Annotated in this window: 22 protein-coding genes and 1 tRNA gene; 8 read left to right on the top strand and 15 right to left on the bottom strand. The window is 62.5% G+C overall.

Going from position 1 to position 20,399, the window contains the following annotated elements:
- Positions 1-20 precede the first annotated feature (20 nt).
- From BSG09_RS20595 to BSG09_RS01950, 3 genes are read left to right on the top strand one after another with little or no spacing between them, the layout of a single operon-like run.
- A complete protein-coding gene (locus BSG09_RS20595) occupies positions 21-167 on the top strand; it encodes a hypothetical protein (protein ID WP_175542122.1) in 147 nt (48 codons plus the stop codon).
- On the top strand, positions 157-1,845 hold the full coding sequence (locus BSG09_RS01955; RefSeq protein WP_092929566.1) for a sodium/proline symporter: 1,689 nt from the start codon (positions 157-159) through the stop codon (positions 1,843-1,845). Before BSG09_RS20595 ends, BSG09_RS01955 begins: the two co-directional genes overlap by 11 nt.
- Positions 1,846-2,358, top strand: coding sequence for a hypothetical protein (locus BSG09_RS01950; RefSeq protein ID WP_092929564.1), 513 nt, complete (start codon positions 1,846-1,848; stop codon positions 2,356-2,358).
- 529 nt (positions 2,359-2,887) lie between these two features.
- On the opposite strand, the gene BSG09_RS01945 is transcribed toward BSG09_RS01950, so the two are convergent.
- Positions 2,888-2,961 (bottom strand) — tRNA-Thr (locus tag BSG09_RS01945).
- A gap of 92 nt (positions 2,962-3,053) precedes the next feature.
- The gene (locus tag BSG09_RS01940; RefSeq protein WP_092929562.1) at positions 3,054-4,043 is read right to left on the bottom strand and encodes a class I SAM-dependent methyltransferase; all 990 of its coding nucleotides are present in this window, start codon (positions 4,041-4,043) and stop codon (positions 3,054-3,056) included.
- 224 nt (positions 4,044-4,267) lie between these two features.
- Here BSG09_RS01940 and dph5 point away from each other — a divergent pair, with 224 nt between their 5' ends.
- On the top strand, positions 4,268-5,041 hold the full coding sequence (gene dph5, locus BSG09_RS01935; protein WP_092929559.1) for a diphthine synthase: 774 nt from the start codon (positions 4,268-4,270) through the stop codon (positions 5,039-5,041).
- Between the two features lies 1 nt (position 5,042).
- Here the strand turns inward: dph5 and BSG09_RS01930 are convergent, their stop codons facing one another.
- The 10 genes from BSG09_RS01930 to BSG09_RS01885 form a co-directional block, all read right to left on the bottom strand.
- A complete protein-coding gene (locus BSG09_RS01930; protein WP_092929557.1) occupies positions 5,043-6,131 on the bottom strand; it encodes an alpha/beta hydrolase in 1,089 nt (362 codons plus the stop codon).
- A gap of 105 nt (positions 6,132-6,236) precedes the next feature.
- Positions 6,237-7,220 (bottom strand): 3-isopropylmalate dehydrogenase, encoded by a 984-nt coding sequence (gene leuB, locus BSG09_RS01925; RefSeq protein WP_092929555.1) that lies wholly within the window; start codon positions 7,218-7,220, stop codon positions 6,237-6,239.
- 57 nt (positions 7,221-7,277) lie between these two features.
- The gene (locus BSG09_RS01920; RefSeq protein ID WP_092929552.1) at positions 7,278-8,192 is read right to left on the bottom strand and encodes a DMT family transporter; all 915 of its coding nucleotides are present in this window, start codon (positions 8,190-8,192) and stop codon (positions 7,278-7,280) included.
- A gap of 155 nt (positions 8,193-8,347) precedes the next feature.
- Complete coding sequence (gene leuD / locus BSG09_RS01915; protein WP_092929550.1) at positions 8,348-8,989, bottom strand: 3-isopropylmalate dehydratase small subunit; 642 nt, start codon at positions 8,987-8,989, stop codon at positions 8,348-8,350.
- Positions 8,986-10,407, bottom strand: coding sequence for a 3-isopropylmalate dehydratase large subunit (leuC, locus tag BSG09_RS01910; protein WP_092929548.1), 1,422 nt, complete (start codon positions 10,405-10,407; stop codon positions 8,986-8,988). Before leuC ends, leuD begins: the two co-directional genes overlap by 4 nt.
- Positions 10,404-10,694 carry a hypothetical protein gene (locus BSG09_RS01905; RefSeq protein ID WP_092929545.1) on the bottom strand — a complete coding sequence of 97 codons (291 nt, stop codon included), beginning with the start codon at positions 10,692-10,694 and terminating at the stop codon, positions 10,404-10,406. Before BSG09_RS01905 ends, leuC begins: the two co-directional genes overlap by 4 nt.
- Positions 10,695-10,717: 23 nt before the next feature.
- A complete protein-coding gene (gene ilvC / locus BSG09_RS01900; protein ID WP_092929543.1) occupies positions 10,718-11,767 on the bottom strand; it encodes a ketol-acid reductoisomerase in 1,050 nt (349 codons plus the stop codon).
- Entirely contained in the window at positions 11,760-12,422 is a 663-nt protein-coding gene (ilvN, locus tag BSG09_RS01895; RefSeq protein ID WP_092929541.1) for an acetolactate synthase small subunit, read from the bottom strand. Before ilvN ends, ilvC begins: the two co-directional genes overlap by 8 nt.
- Positions 12,419-14,242: a biosynthetic-type acetolactate synthase large subunit gene (gene ilvB / locus BSG09_RS01890; protein ID WP_092929538.1), complete on the bottom strand. Its 1,824-nt coding sequence runs from the start codon at positions 14,240-14,242 to the stop codon at positions 12,419-12,421. The genes ilvN and ilvB overlap by 4 nt, the downstream gene beginning before the upstream one ends.
- Positions 14,243-14,565: 323 nt before the next feature.
- A complete protein-coding gene (locus BSG09_RS01885; protein WP_223174672.1) occupies positions 14,566-15,774 on the bottom strand; it encodes a LeuA family protein in 1,209 nt (402 codons plus the stop codon).
- 466 nt (positions 15,775-16,240) lie between these two features.
- Here BSG09_RS01885 and BSG09_RS01880 point away from each other — a divergent pair, with 466 nt between their 5' ends.
- Together BSG09_RS01880 and BSG09_RS01875 are read left to right on the top strand one after the other, a co-directional pair.
- Complete coding sequence (locus BSG09_RS01880) at positions 16,241-16,696, top strand: ferritin-like domain-containing protein (RefSeq protein ID WP_092929534.1); 456 nt, start codon at positions 16,241-16,243, stop codon at positions 16,694-16,696.
- A gap of 127 nt (positions 16,697-16,823) precedes the next feature.
- Positions 16,824-17,114: a DUF5779 family protein gene (locus BSG09_RS01875; protein WP_092930120.1), complete on the top strand. Its 291-nt coding sequence runs from the start codon at positions 16,824-16,826 to the stop codon at positions 17,112-17,114.
- Between the two features lie 10 nt (positions 17,115-17,124).
- Here BSG09_RS01875 and BSG09_RS01870 read toward each other — a convergent pair whose 3' ends face one another.
- From BSG09_RS01870 to BSG09_RS01860, 3 genes are read right to left on the bottom strand one after another with little or no spacing between them, the layout of a single operon-like run.
- On the bottom strand, positions 17,125-17,571 hold the full coding sequence (locus BSG09_RS01870) for an arsenate-mycothiol transferase ArsC (protein WP_092929532.1): 447 nt from the start codon (positions 17,569-17,571) through the stop codon (positions 17,125-17,127).
- A gap of 6 nt (positions 17,572-17,577) precedes the next feature.
- Positions 17,578-18,744: an ACR3 family arsenite efflux transporter gene (gene arsB, locus BSG09_RS01865; RefSeq protein ID WP_092929529.1), complete on the bottom strand. Its 1,167-nt coding sequence runs from the start codon at positions 18,742-18,744 to the stop codon at positions 17,578-17,580.
- Positions 18,737-19,135: an ArsR/SmtB family transcription factor gene (locus BSG09_RS01860; protein ID WP_092929527.1), complete on the bottom strand. Its 399-nt coding sequence runs from the start codon at positions 19,133-19,135 to the stop codon at positions 18,737-18,739. The genes arsB and BSG09_RS01860 overlap by 8 nt, the downstream gene beginning before the upstream one ends.
- 142 nt (positions 19,136-19,277) lie before the next feature.
- Between BSG09_RS01860 and BSG09_RS01855 the strand changes: the two genes are divergently transcribed.
- A complete protein-coding gene (locus BSG09_RS01855; protein ID WP_092929525.1) occupies positions 19,278-19,700 on the top strand; it encodes a RidA family protein in 423 nt (140 codons plus the stop codon).
- A 455-nt stretch (positions 19,701-20,155) separates the two neighbouring features.
- Positions 20,156-20,398 carry a thioredoxin family protein gene (locus tag BSG09_RS01850; RefSeq protein WP_092929523.1) on the top strand — a complete coding sequence of 81 codons (243 nt, stop codon included), beginning with the start codon at positions 20,156-20,158 and terminating at the stop codon, positions 20,396-20,398.
- Position 20,399: the final 1 nt, after the last annotated feature.

Below are 20,399 nucleotides of genomic sequence, written 5' to 3'. Positions count from 1 at the left end.
GTGGTGTCGACACGACGGTAATGCCTGCGAATAGTTCGGTCGATCTCGTGTGGCTGTTCGGTCCCTTCGTCGTGTATCTGGTGATGCTCGGCGTGTACTACGTCTGGGAAGGACGGCGCGAAAAACGACTGCGAGCACAATACGAGGAGAGCGAGTATGCCCAGTAGCGGACTCGCCGGCTCAGCCGGCGCGTGGGTCCTCGGAACGTTCGCGGCGTATCTCCTCATCCTGCTCGGGATCGGGCTCTACTCCTCTCGGCTCATGGACACCGTCGACGACTACGTCATCGGCGGTCGAAGCGTCGGCCCAGTCGTCACGGGCTTTTCCGAACGGGCCTCCGAGATGAGCGGCTGGCTCACGCTCGGTGTCCCAAGCGACGCCTTCGGGACGGGCGTGATGGCCTTCTACAACGGGCTCGGCATGATTCCGGCCGACCTGTTCGCCTGGGCCGGGCTCGCGAAACGCCTCCGGAAATACACCGAGATCGTGAAAGCGGTCACGCTACCGACCTTCTTCGAGACGCGTCTGCAGGACGACACCGGACTCGTCAAGGGCGTCTCGGCAGTCGTGCTGATGATCTTCGAAGGTGGATACGTGGGTGCACAGATCGTCGCCGCCGGGACGCTACTCGAGGTGCTCACCGGCGTCGAGCCGCTGGTCGGCATCCTCGGTGGCGGCGTCATCGTCGTCGGCTACACGATGCTCGGCGGCTACTTCGCCGTCGCGTGGTCCGACTACTTCCAGGGCGCGATCATCCTGCTCGCGTTCATCATCCTGCCGATCCTGGCGTTTACCAACTACGGGCTTCCGTTCAACGACCTCGCGTCTGTCGGGAGTTCGTACACAAGTATCACGGCCGGAATGACCGGTTGGGCGGCGATCTTCGGCATCATTAGCTACGCTGCCATCGGACTCGGTATCCCAGGGAACCCCCACGTGATGGTGCGTTTCATGGGGATCGATGAGGTCAAAAACATCCGGCTGGCGGCGCTGGTCGCCCAACTGTTCATGTTCGTCGCCTACATCGGCGCTGGCTTCGTCGGACTGTACGCGCTGGTCGCCTTCGGTCAGGGTGGCATCGATGACCCGAATAACGTCATGCCGATGCTCACGCTCGAGTTCTTCCCCGGCGCGATCGCGGGGATCATCCTGGCGGCGGCCCTCGCCGCGATGATGTCGAGCGCCGACTCGCAGCTGCTCGTCGCGACCAGCGCCATCGTCGAGGACGTTTACCACGGCTATGTCAATCCGAACGCGAGCCAGGCGAAACTCGTCCGCTACTCTCAGCTCGTCACGCTCGCGCTCGGTGCGGCGAGTATCGCCTTCGCCTACATCGCGAAAGACACCCCGATCTACACGCTCGTCCTCGACTACGCCTGGGGCGGTCTCGGTGCGGCCATCGGCCCGACACTGATCGCGTCGCTGTGGTGGAAACGCGTCACAGCCAAGGGCTCGGTCGCGAGCATGATCGTCGGCACGGCGACGATGTTCCTGTGGACGCAGCTGTCGGCACTCCTCGGCGTGCTCGGACTTCAGAGTGCAGTCGACGCGTCGCCGTTCCTCTCGGGACTGGTGGGCGTCTACGGGCTCTTCCCTGCCTTTATCCTCTCGACGACGACGTTGGTCGTCGTTTCGCTGCTCACGCGTCCGCCCGAGGGCGTCAACGACCACTTCAACGTGTTCGACAAACCGCTTTCGGCGCTCTCGAGCACTGAGAGTCCGACTGGAACGCCCGACTACGTCACTGACGGCGGTCGCGACGTCTCCCCGAAGGCTGTCACAGAGACCGACACCATCCGCGCTCACGTCGACGCGACCGACTACTGGGACGAGGGTGACGAGTAAATGAGCACGCCACGTCGCCCGCCGGAACCACCGGCCGATGCCACAGGCGGTCGCCACGAGCGTACCGAACTGCCGGTCATCACACCGACGGTCGCGCGTGAGGACGTCGACTCGAGCGGCCGCGTCGGTGCCGTCGCGTATCCCTACCGCGTCTACGACGCAGTCGCGACGATCGAGCGGCCAGTGATCACGGACCGCGACATCGACTACATCGTCACCGTCGATCGCGCGCGTCGGCTGGCTGTGCGGGCCGACACGTTCCCGGAAACGCAGACGCGAACGGTCGACGACGTGCTCGTGATCCCATCGGAACTCTCCGACGAACAGACCTGCCGAAAGGCCGAGGACGCCGTGTTCAAATGGACGCTCAGAAAAGTCGCAGTCGGCTCCGAGCCGGACGTGACCTTCGCTCGGTCGGTCGACGCCTACAAGCTCTTCTGGATCGCCTGCCGGCCCGACGGTGATGTCATCGTCGACAGCGTCCGCGGGACCGAGTCGCCGCTGGCGGACTAACCGACCGCTTCGCTGCAACACCTGTTTCGCGATTGTTCTCCTCGAGTCCGGGCGAACGTAAACAAGCGACTGCAGTCCGTGATTCGCGGGTTCCCATGACCGCTGTCGGATCACTGCAGCGGGTCTCGCGAGCGCTCCCGATCCCGCTTTCGATTGGCTCTATGGCCACACTGGGACCAGCCGACGAATTCTATATCGTCATATAAGATTTATTTCATCGTCTCGATGTGGTTCCAGGCCAGTCTGTTCGTCTAAAACACTGTCGTAGCAGATTTGAAACGGACGAATCGGGACTCACTCTCGTAGTCAGTCAATAGGTACCGCTCGAAGTGCAATCAAACACGGAACACCGCGAAACACCGGACGACGGATACGACGTCAATTGTTCACGGCCGAACGTAGACACTGTGGTACTCGATAATACATTTCACCTGAATCGCGCACCGAGCGGGTCGCCAACGGAGCTTCGCTTCAGCCGAATGAGGCCAGTAAGAACTAGTTCAAATATTGTATCGATCGTCTAGAAGGAAGCCGGTGGAGGGATTTGAACCCTCGACCTAATCCTTACGAAGGATTCGCTCTGCCAGTCTGAGCTACACCGGCGCGATTGCATTCATTCGTAGGGCCGATACCAGCCATAAGGGTTGCGAATCGATCCAGTCGTGTGAACGAGTTCCGAGCCACTGGCTAACAGATTATCGCTCGAGGCGCACGTCCAGACACACGTTCAGCTCGTGGGGGGCGTACGACCGGACGGTGTGGCGCGTCTCGACGGTCACGTCGTACTCTGGCTCGGCGGCCGCACGGATCGCGCGTTCGCCCGGCCCGAATGGGTCGTCTTCGTGCTGGATATCGTAGTAGTGGAGGACACAATCGTCGCCGGCGAGCGTCACGGCCGCCTCGAGGAATTCGTCGGCGCTGTGGGGGAGATTCATCATGATGCGGTCAGCCCAGCCCTCGTAGTCGGTTGCGACGTCGCGAACGTCGTCGTTGATCGCCGTCACACGGTCTTCGACCCCGTTGCGGCGGGCGTTCTCGCGCAGGTAGTCGATCGCGTCGGCGTTGATATCCACCCCGACACACTCCGCGCCGCGGTTCGCAAACGGGACGACGAAAGGGCCAACGCCGGCGAACATGTCGAAGGCATGTTCACCCGCTCGGACTTGCTCGGCGACACGGTTGCGCTCGGTCGCAAGTCGTGGCGAGAAGTACACCTCGGCGAGATCGAGTGCGAACTCACAGCCGTACTCGCGGTGGACGACTTCGGTGTCCTCGCCTGCGAGCAGCTCCCAGTCACGGACACGCGTCTCGCCTTTGACCTTCGAGGCCTTGTTGAGCACTGTCTCGACAGGAAGATCGGACTCGAGGATGGCGTCTGCGATCTCACGTGCGCGCTCGGAATCGTCTTCGTCGATGAGCGCGGCCCTGCCGAGCCGTTCGTAGGAGGGCTCGAACGAGAGGAGATCGGCCGGTGTCGTCTGCGTGTCGCGTTCGTCGACCGTCCGGGAGACGATTTCGCCGTCCTCGAGCACTGCCTGAACGGCGTCGGGGTCGGTAATCGGAATATAGAGCCAGCCGTCTTCGACGGCGATTTCGTAGTCGTCGTCGATCAGATCCGCGTCGGCGAGCGTCGTACGCGTCGCTTCGCCGGCTTCACGCGCGACGCGGACGCACGGAACTTCCATACTCGGACTGGCCGGCGAGGCGCTGTAACGCTGACGTTTTGGCCGACTGCTCCCCTGCAGCACGGTAGATAAACCAATAATCGCTATATAGAATGTCCGGCGCTGTGAAAGTACCTTCATCGATGACTGTCTCGATCACTTGTCCGCTCGAGACGATACGCCAACAGGGTTCGCAGGGGCAGCATCTCGAAAGCGTATTCCGGCCGCTACGACTACGAGCGGCTATGCTCACCTTCATCGGCCTCGGCCTCTACGACGAACGCTCGATCACCGTCGAGGGGCGAGACGCCCTGCAGGCGGCCGACCGCGTCTACGCCGAGTTCTACACCAGCCAGCTAATCGGGACGACGATCGATGACCTCGAGTCCTCCCATGATCTCGAGATCGACGTCCGAGACCGCGCCGGCGTCGAACAACACCCCGAAGACATGCTCGAGGCGGCCGAAGACGAGGACGTCGCGTTCCTGACGGCGGGCGACACGATGATCTCGACGACCCACGTCGACCTGCGCCTGCGAGCCCACGAGCGCGGGATCGAGACGCGGGTCATCCACGGTGTCACGGCCCAGACGGCGACCAGCTCGCTGACCGGCCTCCAGAACTACCGGTTCGGCAAGGCGACGACGCTTCCCTTCCCCTACGCCCACGGTGCTGAAGGGCTTCCCGCAAGCGTAACCGAAACGATCGACGAGAACCGCGCTGACGGCCTTCACACGGTCGTCTATCTGGATATCAAAGCCGAACGTGAGGAGTACATGACTGCCGACGTCGGCGCAGAGCTACTCGCTGAGGAATATCCTGATCTCGTCGGCGTCGTCGTCGCCCGTGCGGGCAGCCCGGAGCCGCTCGTCGAGGCCGGGACGATGACCGAACTCGCACAACAAGAGTTCGGCGACCCGCTGCATCTGCTCGTGGTTCCCGGCGAGTGTCACCTGCTCGAGGCCGACGCGCTGGTCGAACTGGCAGGTGCTGATCGGGACACGCTCGATATCGTCTGAGCTACTCGAGGACTCCAGTGATCTGTTCTAGGAAGTCGTTCGGAACCTCGACGTGGGGCGTGTGTCCGACGTTGCTGAAGACGACTTCTTCGTATGCGCCGCCGCGGTCGGCATAACGCTCGAGGACGGCGCGGGTCTGGTCGACCATGGGCTGCGGTGGGAAGACGTCCTCGCCGGGCCAGTCCGGGAGTTCGCCCATTCGGCCGAGCGTGCCGAGGTCGAACAGGGAGGCGTTCGAGACGATCTGGTCTGAGTCACCGCGGAGCCACAGCACCGGCGGCTTGTCGTCGGGATCAATCTCGGTGATCGCCTCGAGGTCGCAGTACTTCGGCGAGATGGCGTTATTCACGCCCAGCTCGCCCGGCGCGACGCCCGGCCAGTTGTCGCTCGGTGTCGACGAACCCGGATAGTTCTCGTCGCCGGTCGCCGTATCGAGCATTCCAGTCAGATAGGACTCCTCGCGGTTGGGGTCGAACTCGTGGGTCGGATCGACGTAGTAGGTTCGCAGGACCTTTCGCGGCGAGGCTTGGTCTTCCTCACTCCGGTCGCGATCCGCGAGGCCCGCAACGAACGCATCGTTACCCATTCCGCCACCGGAACCGGCATAGTCGTCGAAGCAGGGCGTTCCGTCGACGTCTTTCGTCCCGCCGAATCCGTACGGCGAGAGCGGATTGACGAGTACGAGGGCGGCGACGTCTTCGGGGTGATCGATCGCGTACCGCATCGCGACCCCGCCGCCGTTCGACCAGCCCACGAGGACGAACGGCGTCTCGAGTTCGAGCTCGGCTACGAGCGCGTGTATATCGTCTCCGTAGTCGTCGAGTCCGGTTGTCGCGTCGACCGGCCCCGTCTCCGAATCACCGTATCCGCGCAGATCGGGTGCAATCGCCCGATGACGTGCAGGCAAAGCGGCCATCACGTCTTCGAAGAACCGCGAGGAAGAGACGTTTCCGTGAAGGAAAATAACAGTCTGGCCCTCCTCCCCGGTTCCGCTTTGATCGGTGTTACCTGACTCGAGATAGTGCGTTGTGAGGCGGTCGGTATCGGCGATCCGTGAATCGACACCTGCGAGAGTGTCGTCTCGAAACATGGCACTCGATACCACACCATCCCTGATAATTCTCCGGCCGGAGTGAATTGGCCGCGGCGCTGCCAGTTCGGACCCGTTGAAAACGAGACGGCCAGTGTGGCGGCGCTACAGTCGGTCGATGACCGCGGCAGTCACGTCCTCGGTCGACGCGTCTCCGCCCAGGTCGGGCGTGCGCGGCCCTTCGGCGAGCGTGGCTTCGACGGCCGCGTTGACGGCCTCGCTCTCTTCTTCGTAGCCGAGGTACTCGAGCATCATCGCGGCAGAGATGATCTTTGCGGCTGGGTTCGCGACGCTCTCGCCGGCGATGTCGGGTGCGGTCCCGTGGACCGGCTCGAACAGGGCGCGCTCGGGGCCGATGTTGGCCGAGGGGAGCAGGCCGAGCCCACCGACGAGGCCAGCAGCCAGATCGGAGAGCACGTCGCCCGCGAGGTTCGGGCAGACAACGACGTCGAACTGGTCGGGATCGAGACAGACCCGCGTCGCGAAGGCGTCCATCAGCACCTCGTCGGTGTCGACGCCCTGCTCGTCGGCGACCGACTTGACGGTATCACGGAAGAGTCCGTCCGTCTCACGCATGACGTTGGCCTTGTGGACGATCGTGAAGCTGTCGTGCTTGTCGCTGTTGGCGACGTAGTCACAGGCGAACTCGGCGAGCCGTTCGGAGGCCGACTCCGTGACGACGCGGGTGAGCGTCGAGACGTCGTCGGTCAGTCGATCCTCGTGGCCCGAATAGACACCCTCGGTGTTCTCCCGGAGGAAGACCAGATCAGTTTCGGGGCGAACAGCGTCGATCCCCGGATACGCCTTCGCGGGCCGGACGTTGACGAATGAATCGACTGCCTCACGGAGCGGCAGGATGACGTCCGCGGCCGTCTCACCAGCCGCACCGAACAGCGTCGCGTCGGCCGACGCCGCCAGGTCATAGGTTTCCTGTGGGAGCGCCTCGCCGGTCTCTTCTTTGACCGCGTCGCCGGCTTCCGCTTCGATGAATTCGAAGTCGATGTCGAGCGTCTCGAGGACTTCGACTGCAGCGGGTGTTACTTCCTGTCCGATCCCGTCGCCCGGAATCACGGCGATTTCGTGAGTCATGGCCAACCATCGTCGCGGGGCCGAAAAGAGGGTATCGATTGCCGGACTGGTCGTCGCTTAGGGACTTCCGACACCAGTGCTGATTCCGATTGCGTTGGCGATCGCACGTCGTTTGAGCAACGCGAACCCGACGACGACCAGCCCGAACCCGGCAACCGTCACCGTACTGATCGACTCCTCGAGAAACACGACGCCCGCAACCGTCGCGACGATCGGGACCACGTAGCCGACCAGCGCCGCCTCGAACGCGCCGTGTTCCTCGAGGATCCGGAAGTAGATCAGGAAGGCAATAGCAGTCGCGAAGACGCCGAGATAGACGAGCGCGCCGACTGCGGTGGGGACGACGAGCGACGGCGATGGAACCTCTCCAGCGGCGAGACTGGCGGCGTGTAAAACGATGCTGCCGATGCCCATCGACCAGCCGACCAGCGCCCCACGCTCGATAGTCGGGCCGGCGCGCTGAATCAGAACTCCACCGAGCGCGATGCTGCACACCTGTCCGACGACGAGCAGCCGGCCGAGTGTGTCGCCCGCAAGCAGATTGCTCGGATCGGGCTGGACGACGAGCGCGACGCCGAAAAAGCCGATCGCGGCCCCGACGGCACCGAGCGGCGAGAGCCGCTCACCGAGCAGCACGACCGCCCACAACGCGGTGATGATGGGAACCAGTCCCTGGATGATCGCGGCGACGCCGCTCGGGACGGTCTGCTGGGCCAGAAAGAGCAAGCCGTTGCCACCGATCAGAAAGATACCGCCGCCCGTAACAGCTGCTAGGTCGTTCCGGCGAGTCGGCACCCAGCCATCGACTCGAGCGCCAGCGTAGGCTAGGAGCAAGATTGCCGCGATGTCGTATCGAACGGCTGCAAACAGCAGCGGCGGGAGATGCTCGAGGCCGATCGAAATCGCCGGAAACGACAGTCCCCAGAGAACGGCGAGGAACACGAAAAGGGGCACGTCGAGGGAGCGAGCCATACAGGATCGTCCGGGCTATCGTCCGAAGTATCTCGCGATTCCGTGGCCTCTAATCGCGTTCGTGATCGCAAGCGGAGAGTGGCGACTCGAGGTGTCGGCAGTTCGACTCGATTCGAGTCAGGAGAAAAACGGAGCGACCGGTTGAAACCGACTCCTTACTCCGCTTCGGGGATCGCTTCGTCGTCGACGTAGGGGAGTTCCTTAGCCTTCTCGCGGACTGCGTCGGCGTTGGACTTCATCAGCGCCGTCGTGTCCCAGACACCATCGACGAGGGCCTTGCGCTGGGCCTCATCGACGGTGACGTCGATCGTGGTATCGCCGTAGGTGACTTCCTCGGCTTCGACGTCGATCTCGATTTCCTCGTCGGGGTGTTCGTCGACCCAGTCCTGCAGTTCCTGGATCGTCTCGCTGTCTGCCGTGACGGTCGGAATCCCGAGCGCCAGGCAGTTACCCGCGAAAATCTCGGCGAAGCTCTCGCCGATGATCGCGTCGATGCCCCAGCGCATTAGCGCCTGGGGAGCGTGCTCGCGCGAGGAGCCACAGCCGAAGTTACTGTTGACGACCATCACCGACGAATTCTGGAACCGATCCTCGTTCATCGGGTGGTCTTTGGGGTTGTCGTCGTCGTCGAAGCGCAGGTCGAAGAAGGCGAACTCGCCCAGCCCGTCGAAGGTGACGACCTTCATAAAGCGCGCAGGGATGATCTGGTCGGTGTCGATGTCGTTGCCCCGGACCGGGATGCCCGATCCCGAGACGTAATCGACTTCCGGAATCTCGACCTCGTCGCTTCCGCTCATGCGACGGTCACCTCCTGTAAGTCGCGCACGTCAGTCACTTCCCCAGTGACTGCCGCCGCAGCGACCATCTGTGGGTTCATCAGCACGGTTCGGCCCTCTTTCGAGCCCTGTCGGCCAACGAAGTTCCGGTTCGAGGAGGAGGCGCTTGCCTCGTCGCCCTCGAGTTGGTCTTCGTTCATGCCGAGACACATCGAACAGCCGGCGTTGCGCCACTCGAAGCCGGCTTCCTCAAACGTGTCTTTGAGGCCTTCTTCCTCGGCAGCGTGCTGAACGCGCTGGCTGCCAGGAACGACCATTGCACGGACGTCGTCGTCGACCTGTCGGCCCTCAATGATCTCGGCAGCGCGTCGCAGGTCCGGCAGGCGGGCGTTCGTACAGGAGCCGAGGAAGGCGACGTCGATGTCGTAGCCTTCCATCGTCTCGCCGGGCTCGACGCGCATGTGTTCCTGAGCGCGTCGTGCCGTATCCTGTTTCTCCGCGGGTAGCTCCTCGGGTGCCGGAATCGGCTCGGTGACACCGACGCCCTGGCCGGGCGTGGTGCCCCAGGTGACGACCGGCTCGAGCTCGCTTGCGTCGATGTGGACGACATCGTCGTACTCGGCGTCCTCGTCCGACGCGATCGACTCCCAGTAGGGTTTGAGCTCGTCGAACTTCTCGGGGTTCTCCTGGAAGTAGTCGGTTGCTTTGAGCCACTCGTAGGTGGTCTCGTCGGGGTTGACGTAGCCCGCGCGAGCGCCGCCCTCGATGGACATGTTACAGATCGACATCCGCCCTTCCATGTTGAGGTTCTCGATGGCCTCGCCGGCGTACTCGTAGACGTAGCCGACGCCGCCTTCCGTTCCGAGTCGGCGGATGATCTCGAGGATGATGTCTTTGGCTTCGACACCCTCGCCGAGTTCGCCGTCGACCTGGATCTTGCGGACCTTCTGTTTCTCCATGGCGACGGTGCCCGTCGCAAGCACGTCGCGGATCTGGGAGGTCCCGATCCCGAACGCGAGCGCACCGAACGCACCGTGCGTGCTGGTGTGGGAGTCTCCACAGACGATCGTCTTGCCGGGCTGCGTTAGGCCCTGCTCTGGTCCGATAACGTGGACGATCCCCTGATCGCCCGTCGTCGGGTCCGAGAACTCGATGCCGGCCTCGCGGACGTTCTCCTCGAGTTCGGACATCATCTCTTCGGCCGCGTCCTCCTCGTAGGGACGAGACTGGTCGGCCGTCGGGACGATGTGGTCGACTGTCGCGTGGGTTAGCTTCGGATAGGCGACCTCTAAGTCGCGCTCGCGGAGCATCCCGAACGCCTGCGGACTCGTGACCTCGTGGATGAGGTGGAGGCCGATGAACAGCTGATCCTGTCCGGTCGGCAGCGTGGTGACTTTGTGTCGATCCCAGACCTTGTCGTACAGTGTTCCCTCGCTCATTCCTCTTCCTCTTCTTCTACTACCGTCTCACGGTCAGAACGCCGCTCGTGTTCGGTCCCGCGCTCGAAGACGCGGTTTGCGTCGGCTGCCTGTTTCGGTGGCGTGTGATCGACGTCACGCATTTTCTGTTTCTTGTCGGTACGCCCGTTTCCGTTGGCCTCCGCCTCGCCCCCGTCGGCGGCGACGATCGGCCCCCGGTTGAACAGCCGGCCGGCTGTCTCCCCGGTGTAGGGATTCGTATGGCTGATGTCAGCCATCGTGTCTGTTGTGGTGTCGGTTTCGTTCATGATTGGTCGCTTTCCGTTTTCGGTTAGTCGTCGGCTTGCACCTGGACGGACTCCTCTTCGGTTTCGTCGTCCTCGGCCCAGGCGAACAGGTCGCGCAGTCGCTCGCCAACGTCTTCGATCTCGTGGTTCTGTTCTGCGTTGCGGAGCTGGCCGTAGCTCGGGCGGCCAGCCTGGTTCTCGACGATCCATTCGCGTGTGAACTCGCCGTTCTGGATTTCCTCGAGGACCTCGTCCATGTTCTCACGGACGGACTCGTCGACAACGCGGTCGCCACGGGTGAGACCGCCGTACTCGGCGGTGTCGGAGACGGAGTTCCACATCTCCATGTTGCCACCTTCGTACATCAGATCGACGATCAGCTTGAGTTCGTTGAGACACTCGAAGTAGGCGATCTCGGGCGAGTAGCCCGCGTCGACCAGCGTCTCGTAGCCGTGTTTGACCAGCGAGGTGACGCCGCCACAGAGGACGGCCTGCTCGCCGAAGAGGTCCGATTCGACCTCTTCCTGGAACGTCGTCTCGATGACGCCAGCGCGGGTACAGCCGATTCCCTTCGCGTACGCGAGGGCACGCTCGGCTGCGTCTCCAGTCGTGTCCTGGTAGACTGCCAGCAGGCCGGGGGTCCCTTCGTCGTTCTCGTAGTTGCGGCGGACGAGGTGGCCCGGGCTCTTGGGCGCGACCATCGTAACGTCGACGTCTTCCGGCGGCTCGATCTGATTGTAGTGGATGTTCAGCCCGTGGGCGAACTGGAGCGTGTCACCCGCCTCGAGGTTGGGCGCGATGGCGTTCTCGTAGACCGACGCCTGAACGGTGTCGGGCACGAGCACGGACACGTAGGAAGCCTGTGCGACCGCGTCGGCGGGCGCTTCGACGGTGAGCCCGTCGGCTTCGGCGGCCGAGCGCGAGGAGGAGTCCTCACGCAGGCCGACGACTACGTCGACCCCGCTCTCGTGGAGGTTCAGCGCGTGGGCGTGACCCTGGCTGCCGTAGCCCAGTACGGCCACGGTCTCGTCGTCAAGCGTCGATACGTCTGCGTCGTCGTCGTAATAAATATCGGTGGTGAATTCGTCAGTCATCGTCTGCTGGTTGGGTAGCGTCGCTATAGTTCGCCTCGTCGGCGGGCTGTGCTGTCAGGTCGGCTCCAGCGGTCTGGTCGGTGCCACGAGCCATCGCCGTCAGTCCCGTCCGGGACACCTCTCGGATTCCGAACTGGCTGAAGGTGTCGACGGCGGCTTCGATCTTCTGGCGCGAGCCAGTGATCTCGAAGGTCGCCGTCTCCGGACTCGAGTCGACGGCCGTCGCGTCGTACATGTCCGCGACGGCGCTGACCGCCGCCGGGTCCTCGGCGTCGACTTTCACGAGCGCCAGCTCGCGGCGCATCGCGTCGGGCTCGAGTTCGCGCACGGAGATGACCGGCACGAGCTTTCGCAGCTGTTTTTCGACCTGGTCGATTCCGGGGTCGGGCTCCTCGACGACGATCGTGATTCGCGCGCGATCCTCATCTTCGGTGGGCCCGACGGTCAGGCTCTCGATGTTGAACTGCCGTCTCGAGAACAGTCCCGAGACGTCCGAGAGCACGCCGGGCTCGTGTGCGACCAGTGCCGAGATGACGGTGCGCCGGGGCTCGTGGGTCGCCTCGACTTCGGGGTCGATGCGAATGCCCTGTTTGTTGCGCCGTCCCGCTGGCGTGGGTCGTTCTTCCGGTGGTGGGCCTTCGAGTCCTCGTTTCATAATTGATCCTCCGTCAGTGCGAACTGACCGTTGTCGCCGCCGCTTGGCACCATTGGGTAGACGTTGGCGTCGGGATCGATGTGAACGTCGATCACCGAGGGGCCGTCGTAGGCGAGTGCCTCCTCGATGGTCTCGGCGACGTCGTCGTAGTCGTCGATTCGGAAGCCACAAGCGCCGAAGGCTTCGGCGAGCTTGTCGAACTCGGGCATCCAGTTGTAGTCCGAAGCGGCGTGGCGGCCCTCGAAGAAGGCGTCCTGCCACTGGCGGACCATGCCGATGTACTCGTTGTTGAGCACGGCGACCGTGATATCCAAGTTCTCGCGGACGGCCACGGAGAGTCCCTGCAGCGTCATCAGGAACGAGCCGTCGCCATCGACACAGACGACCTCTTGGTCGTCGTCAGCTGCCAGCCGCGCACCGATTGCCGCGGGCAGACCGTAGCCCATCGTTCCGAGGCCGTGACTCGAGACCCAGGTTCGCGGTTCGGTGTAGGTCCAGTACTGAGCGGCCCACATCTGGTGTTGGCCGACGCCGGTGGTGACGATCGCCCGATCGCTCGTGGCCTCGTCTAAGGCTTCGACGACGAACTCCGGCTGGACCGGTTTGTCCTCGGGTGCCTCGTAGGCCATCGAGTAGTCGGATTTCCACTGCTGGCACTGGGCACGCCACTTCGTGGCTGCCGGCGACTCGTCGACCGCGTCGGCGAGTTGTTCGACGACGATTTCGGCGTCGCCAACCAGCGGGTAGTCCGCGTGGATGTTCTTCGAGATTTCGGCGGGGTCGATATCGACGTGGATGACCTCCGCATCGGGTGCGAAGGTCTCGATGCCGCCGGTCAGGCGGTCGTCGAATCGGGTGCCGATCCCGATCAGTGTATCACAGTGGGTGATCGCCATGTTGGCGTAGCCGGTGCCGTGCATGCCAGCCATCTCGAGGGACAGCTCGTGGTCCTCGGGGAACGCGCCGAGACCGGGCATCGTGGTGATGACCGGAATCTCGTGTTCGATGGCGAACTCGCGACAGGCCTCGCTGGCCTCGCCTTTGATAACGCCGCCGCCAAGCAGCATGACGGGACGATCGGCGTTCTCGATCCGCTCGGCCGCGGCCGCGACGATTTCTGAGTCGGCCCGCTCTTGCACGTGGTAGGTGTCGGGCGTTTTCGGGTCGTCGGGCTCGCGGTCGGTCTCGCCGTTGGTGACGTCTTTGGGGAGGTCGACCAGGGTCGGCCCCGGTCGGCCCTCGCGGGCCAGCGCGAACGCCTCGGTGACGTCGCTGCCGACGTGGTCGGCGTCGCTCGCGAACGTATTGTCCTTCGTGACCGGCGTCGTGACGCCGGTGGTGTCGGTCTCCTGGAAGGCGTCGTTGCCAACGAACTCCGTCGGGACCTGTCCCGTCAGCGCGAGCAGTGGATCCGAGTCCATGTCGGCGTCGGCGATGCCGGTGACCAGGTTGGTCGCGCCCGGCCCCGACGTCGCAAGACAGACGCCCGGTTCGCCCGAGACGATACCGTAGGCGTCGGCCGCGTGGGCTGCGCCCTGTTCGTGGGCCATCGTCACGTGCCGGATGTCCGAATCGTAGAGGACGTCGTAGACGGGCATGATCGCCCCGCCCTGAACGCCGAAGGCGTACTCGACGCCTGCGTTCTCGAGTGCGCGAACGACGGCCTCGGCACCCGTGGTGACGGGTTCGGGCGTCGTCTCGGACTCGGTCTCGGCTGCCGAGTCGGGCTCGGTCGCCGCGTCGGGCGCGGCACTGTCGGTGATCTGCTCGTCGGTCTGTTCGTCGTCTGTTGGCGTGACCTTTGCTGCGCGTTCGCTCATCGATTACCTCCCGCCAGTGTGTGGCGATCGGGTGGTGTACGGTAGTGTGTCATCTGGTGGATTGCTGATCGCTCGGAGAACGATGCGGATTCCGGTCCGGAGCTGCGAGGTACTGAAGATGGGGCTAGGATGCCCCTACAATACGAATCGGAGCGAGCGCGCTGGTGTCGACTGTGCGGACACGAGCCGACAGGGAAGCGCGAACCGTCATTACTGATTACGTAGCTCTCTCGAGGGTGATAATCCTTACGAGTCGCGCCAGTTCGCTGGAGCGAACGCGATAGCTGGGGCTCGCGGCCGGTAGCAAACAGGGAAGACATCCCTTAGACGCGCACCTCCTCTTCCTCGGACTGGCGTTCGACGCCAGCCTCCTCGGCGAAGCGCTCCAAGACGTCGACCGTGACGCGGCGCTTCTCGGCCCCGTAATCTTTGACGCGGCGGGTGACGGCGCGCACCTGCTCGTCGGTGGGATCGAAGCCACACTCGACGAGTCGTTCCCGAACTGAGTGGGTACCGGTGTGTTTCCCCATGACGAGCTTGCGCTCGGCACCGATCATTTCGGGGGTCATCACGCCGGGCTCGAAGGTGTCGGAGTTTTCGATGACGCCGGCGGCGTGGATGCCGCTCTCGTGAGAGAAAGCGTTGTCGCCGACGACGGGCTTGTTGCCCGGTGTCGGCATCCCGCTTTTCTCCTCGACGATCTCCGAGAGCTCGGTGATCCGCGTCGTGTCGATCCCCGTGTCGGTCTGGTAGAGCGACTCGACGGCCATCACGAACTCCTCGTAGGCGGCGTTGCCGGCCCGCTCACCGATGGAGTTGACCGAGACCTGCGCCTGGGATGCGCCCGCTTCGATGCCGGCTAAGGCGTTGGCGGTGGCCAGCCCGAAGTCGTCGTGTGCGTGGACGTCGACCCGAGCGTCAGTGTGGGCCAGGACCTTCTCGATCATCGCCTTGAACCGGGTCGGTGTGGCGACGCCGGTGGTGTCGGGAATGTTGATCCAGTCGGTTCCAGCCTCGGTGACCGCCTCGATGACCTCGATCAGGAACTGTTCGTCGGTTCGCGTCGCATCCATCGGCGAGAACATGCAGGTTGCGCCTGCCTCGGTGATGCGTTCGACCGACTCGACTGCGCGTTCTACGACCTCCTCACGGGTGGCGTGCATCGAATCCTCGATCTGAACGTCGCTGGTGGACACGAACGTGTGCACCATCTCGACGCCGGAATCGAGTGCCGCTTCGATGTCTTTGTCGACGACGCGGGCTAAGCCACAGGTCGTCGAACTGGTTGCCGAAGCGATATCACGAACGGCCTCGAACTCCGCGTCCGAGTTGACGGGGAACCCGGACTCGATGACGTGGGTTCCCATCTCGTCCAAGATGGACGCGATCTGCCGTTTATCGTCGTAAGAGAACGAAGTGCCGGGCGACTGCTCGCCGTCCCGGAGGGTCGTATCAAAGACACGTGCTGACTCTATTTCGTCAGTGGAATCTAACGTGCCCTGGAAGAACTCGACCCCCCTGACTGTTGTCAGAGGATGGGCTGTCTTGTGAAGACATTGTATCTGAATCCCAGGTGCGACGATATATATAAAACTACCGCTGTCCCTGACAGTGATCGACGATCGAGATCATCACAATCGTTTATTGAGATCCGAAAATCGCATGACAGCGCCTACCTATTATCCGACCATATCTCCTAATACTGTATAGCACGAGCCCGCCGATCGACGTGTTTCTCGAGCAGTGGCCACGAATTCCTCCCTGCTTGCCCCACTCAACCTCGCTCGAGCGCTCGCGCGCGGTCGCTGATCGACAAACGGTCACTCTATCTGCTCGTAGGCCGCTCGAAACGTGAACTGTGCTACTTTCGCTCTCGTTTCTGGATAAGTGGCCAGTCCGTAACGGCGCGCACACGAGGTTTACGAGTGAGCGGTGACGGGACGGACGAGCGCGAACACATGTCAATACTTTATATCCGGCTGTCGTAGAGCGACAGGCATGACGACCGACGAAATCATCGACCTGCTGACGGAGGCGTATATCGACGAGCTCGAGACTGTAATGAACTACCGGACGAACGCCATTGTTCTCGACGGCATTCACGCCGAGGAAGTCAAAGAGAGTCTCGAGGAAGATATCCCGGAGGAACTCGACCACGCGCGGATTCTCGGCGAGCGGCTGAAGCAACTCGACGAGTCTCCGCCGGGTTCGGAGTCGTTCGAGGCCAACCAGCACAGCCTCCAGCCGCCCGAAGACACCACCGACGTCCAGTCAGTCATCGACGGCGTCCTCGAGGCGGAGGAAGCAGCCATCGAGACCTATCGGTCGCTGGTGGAGGCAGCCGACGATGCGAACGATCCCGTTACCGAAGACGTGGCGGTGACGATCCTCGCCGACGAGGAGGCCCACCGCACCGAGTTCCGCGGCTTCCAGAAAGAGTTCCCGATGGACTGACGCGATATCTCCTCCCGTCACATGAGCGTACAGCCACAGCGGAGGGCGTGAAACGCCGCATGTGATCGTCCACGGGACCGTCCGGCCGAGGCGAACGTTTTTCTCGCCGCAGTTCGACCCACCCGGTATGAGCGATTTCGACCTCGACCTTCGGACCGTCGAGGAACACATCGACGACGAACTCGAGATCGAAGGCAGCATCGTCCTCGGCGTCCTCGACGGGGAGACGCCGGCCGAGGAGTGGCTCGAGGCGGTTTCAAAGGGGAACGTACTGGTCCTCAACGTCGAGGGGAACGTAAACGAACTGGCCTCCGGGTTCGCACGCGACGTCAAGGAATCAGGCGGGAATCTCATTCACTTCCGTGGCTTTCTGCTCGTGATGCCGCCGGGCGTAGACGTGAGTACGGACCGGCTCTGATCGCGCTAGCTTACCGGGTCGTCTCGAGTTCGTCGAACAGCGAGCCCACGCGGTGTTCGATCTCGTCACGAATCGTCGCGACTGCCGCCGGTGATTTTCCGTCCGGGTCCTCGAGATCCCAGTCACGGTTCTCGCCAGCCCAGTTGGCCGGGCAGACGTCGGCAGCCGAACAGCCCATCGTGATGACGTAGTCGCTCGCCTGAAGGTCCTCGAAGGTAACCTCTCGTGGCGTCCGATCGGCGATGTCGATTCCCGTGTCGGCCATCGCGTCGACGACCTCGTCGTGGACGTGGTCGGCGGGTCGCGTGCCGCCGGTGATGAGGTCGATTTCGGCGGCGAGCGCTCGCGTTTCCAGTTCTTGCTTTGCGAACGCGTAGGCCATCTGTGACCGGCCTGCGTTCTGGACACAGACGAAGGCGATACGAGTCGGATCGGTGGAATCGGTGTGTGAAGTCATTGGGTATCAGTCGTCGTCGGGGGTCGATTTTGGGGCTGATGGCTCGAGGCGGCCGGTCGTGGCACCACTCCAGTCGAAGCGCCGCTGGAAGTACAGCGCGACGTTGACCAGCGCGAGCAGAACGGGGACTTCGATCAGTGGGCCGACGACGGTCGTGAAGGCGACGCCGGAGCCCACGCCGAAGACGGCGACCGCGACCGCGATCGCGAGTTCGAAGTTGTTCGAGGCGGCGGTGAAACCGATCGCCGTCGTCGTCGAGTAATCCGCGCCGATCCCTCTGCCCATCCCGAAGCTCACGAGGAACATGACGACGAAATAGATCGTCAGCGGGACGGCGATCAAGAGCACGTCACCGGGCGATGCGACGATGGCCTCGCCCTGGGTCGCGAACATCACGATGACGGTAAACAGGAGCGCGACCAGCGTCACGGGATCGATCTTCGGGACGAACTCCTCGTCGTACCACGCTTCGCCTTTGGTTCGCGTTCCGATATATCGGGTAAGGAAGCCGCCGGCGAAGGGAATGCCGAGGAAGATGACGATCGCCCTGAACACCTGTGCTGGCGTCACGTTGAACGTCTCGATGCCGGCGACGAGCGTCTCCATGCCAAGGAGCGGCGGGAGAAACAGGCCGAAGAACCAGACGTACACGCCGTAGGTAACGATCTGGAAGAGACTGTTGAAGGCGACCAGCCCGGTGACGTACTCGGTCGAGCCGTCGGCGAGTTCGTTCCAGACGAGCACCATCGCGATACACCGGGCCATGCCGATGAAGACGAGTCCGAGGAAGTACTCCGGGCGCGCGGGAAGTCCGGGAACGAGTCCGCTGAAGAAGACGACCGCGAGCCCGAACATCAGCGTCGGACCGATGAGCCAATTCTGGATCAGACTCAACCCGAGGACGCGCCAGTTACGAAAGACGGTCGGGAGTCGCGAGTAGTCAGCTTTCGCCAGTGGCGGATACATCATCGCGATCAGCCCGATCTGAACGAGATGGAGCTCCTGAATCGGCTGGGTGACTGACGGCGCAACGAAGCCGAGACCGACGCCGAGAGCCATCGCCCCGAAGATCCAGACGGTGAGATACTTGTCGAGAAAATCCATCGACCGCGGGTCGCCACAGCTCTCACAGCCACAGTTCGGGCCGTGTTCGTGCCCGTCGGTATCACTCATTCGCGAACACTCCATCCAACAGCGTCAGGATCGCAATCGCGCCGTTCGAGGCACGATACTTCCGCCAGCGCCCGTCCTTTCGGCACGTAATGAGTTCAGCGTCGGTCAGATCCGAGAGCGCGTGGCTGATCGCACTCTCGCTTGCATCGATCATCGCGTTTAGTTCACAGACACAGAGCTCGCCATCGGCGGCCACGAGGAGCCGTACGAGTTTGTATCGCGTCTCGTTTGCAAGCGCCGTCAGTACATCGAGGTCTCCCTCGATCCGATCCGTCGAGAGCACCGCTTCGAGCGTGTCCAGTTCGTCGAGCCGCTGGTCGACGTCCTCGGGACGACAGTCCTCGAGTTCGTCCTCGAGGTAGCGCTGGAGACGTTGTGTCGCTGTTGCCATCACCTCTTTGATTGAAGGACTCTTCAATTAATACTTCCGACTGGTATTCCGTTCTATCTCTCATATCATTGATTTCTGATCCGAGACAGACTTGTGCAGTTCACCCAACACTCCTATAAGTGAGCAGCCCCTCAATCGTACTGTGCAACAGTCGAAAACCGATCAGCACCAGTTGTCGTCTCGTGCAAGTACCACTGGCCGCAAACAGCGTGCCGGAACGGCATTTACCGGCGGCTATGGCACGAAGACCGGGAGTTCTGACCTCCTCTTTTTGGAGGGCCAACTGCCGACCGAAGACGGGACCGTCCCATCAGCACAGTCCGCGGCAGAACAGATGCAACACGCGCTCTCGAACCTCGAGACGGCACTCGAGGAACAGGGCCGAACGCTCGACGACGTGCTCAAAGTGACGGTGTATCTCACCGACCTCGAGCAGTACGACTCGGTCAACGAAGTCTATCGCGAGGCATTCGGCGAACAGCTTCCAGCGCGCAGTATCGTCGGTGTGTCTGAGTTACTTGGCGGTGCACGCGTTCAGCTCGACGCGGTTGCGGCGATCGAGTAAGGTGTTCGTTCTTGTGGGATAGCTGAACGCTATCCGAGAAACAGCGTATCGGAGTGTGTCCTCCATGTAAACTGCAGTGGCCACTACATCGTGATTTCTCAATTTAATTGGTACTCGATTCGAGTTCAGTCGCACTCGATCTGTACCCGATCGATTCATATTCGCACTTGCGTTTCCCGGAGCATCTTCCCTTAGCCCTACGAATAGGGGCCATTTGTCCCCGAATCTGTCTTTTCCGAACCCGGAATCCATGCCCCTCTCGAGGGCAGCTTTGAGTGAGCTCTGCGCAAACAAATTGGCTTTTATCGAAACGTACTAATACCGAACCGAGCTTTGTCGATATGTATGGCAGATCCAGTGGTCGACAAGACCGTGGACGCACGGGCGAGAACAGGTTTGACGGCAGATGACTCCCGGCGTTGGACCGGCGAAATCGAAAAAATCGGAGGCGACCGATGAAAATCATCGTTTATGGACCGGGCGATTGCAGCAACTGCTCGCGGCTCAAGGAGAAAGCGCAGAACGTCGTCGAGGAGAACGGATTCGACGCGGACGTAGAGAAGGAAGGAGACATGGCGAAACTGGCGGAGAAAGGCATTATGTCCACACCAGGTTTCGAAATCGACGGTGAAATGGTCTTCAGCGGGTCGAATCCGCCAGAAGACCAGTTACAGGAGCTCATCGAGGAACGGTTGTAAG

This window comes from Natrinema hispanicum (genome assembly GCF_900111485.1).
GTDB lineage: Archaea > Halobacteriota > Halobacteria > Halobacteriales > Natrialbaceae > Natrinema > Natrinema hispanicum_A.
Note: the sequence above shows the minus strand (reverse complement) of the source record. Positions and strands in the feature narration are given on the sequence as shown.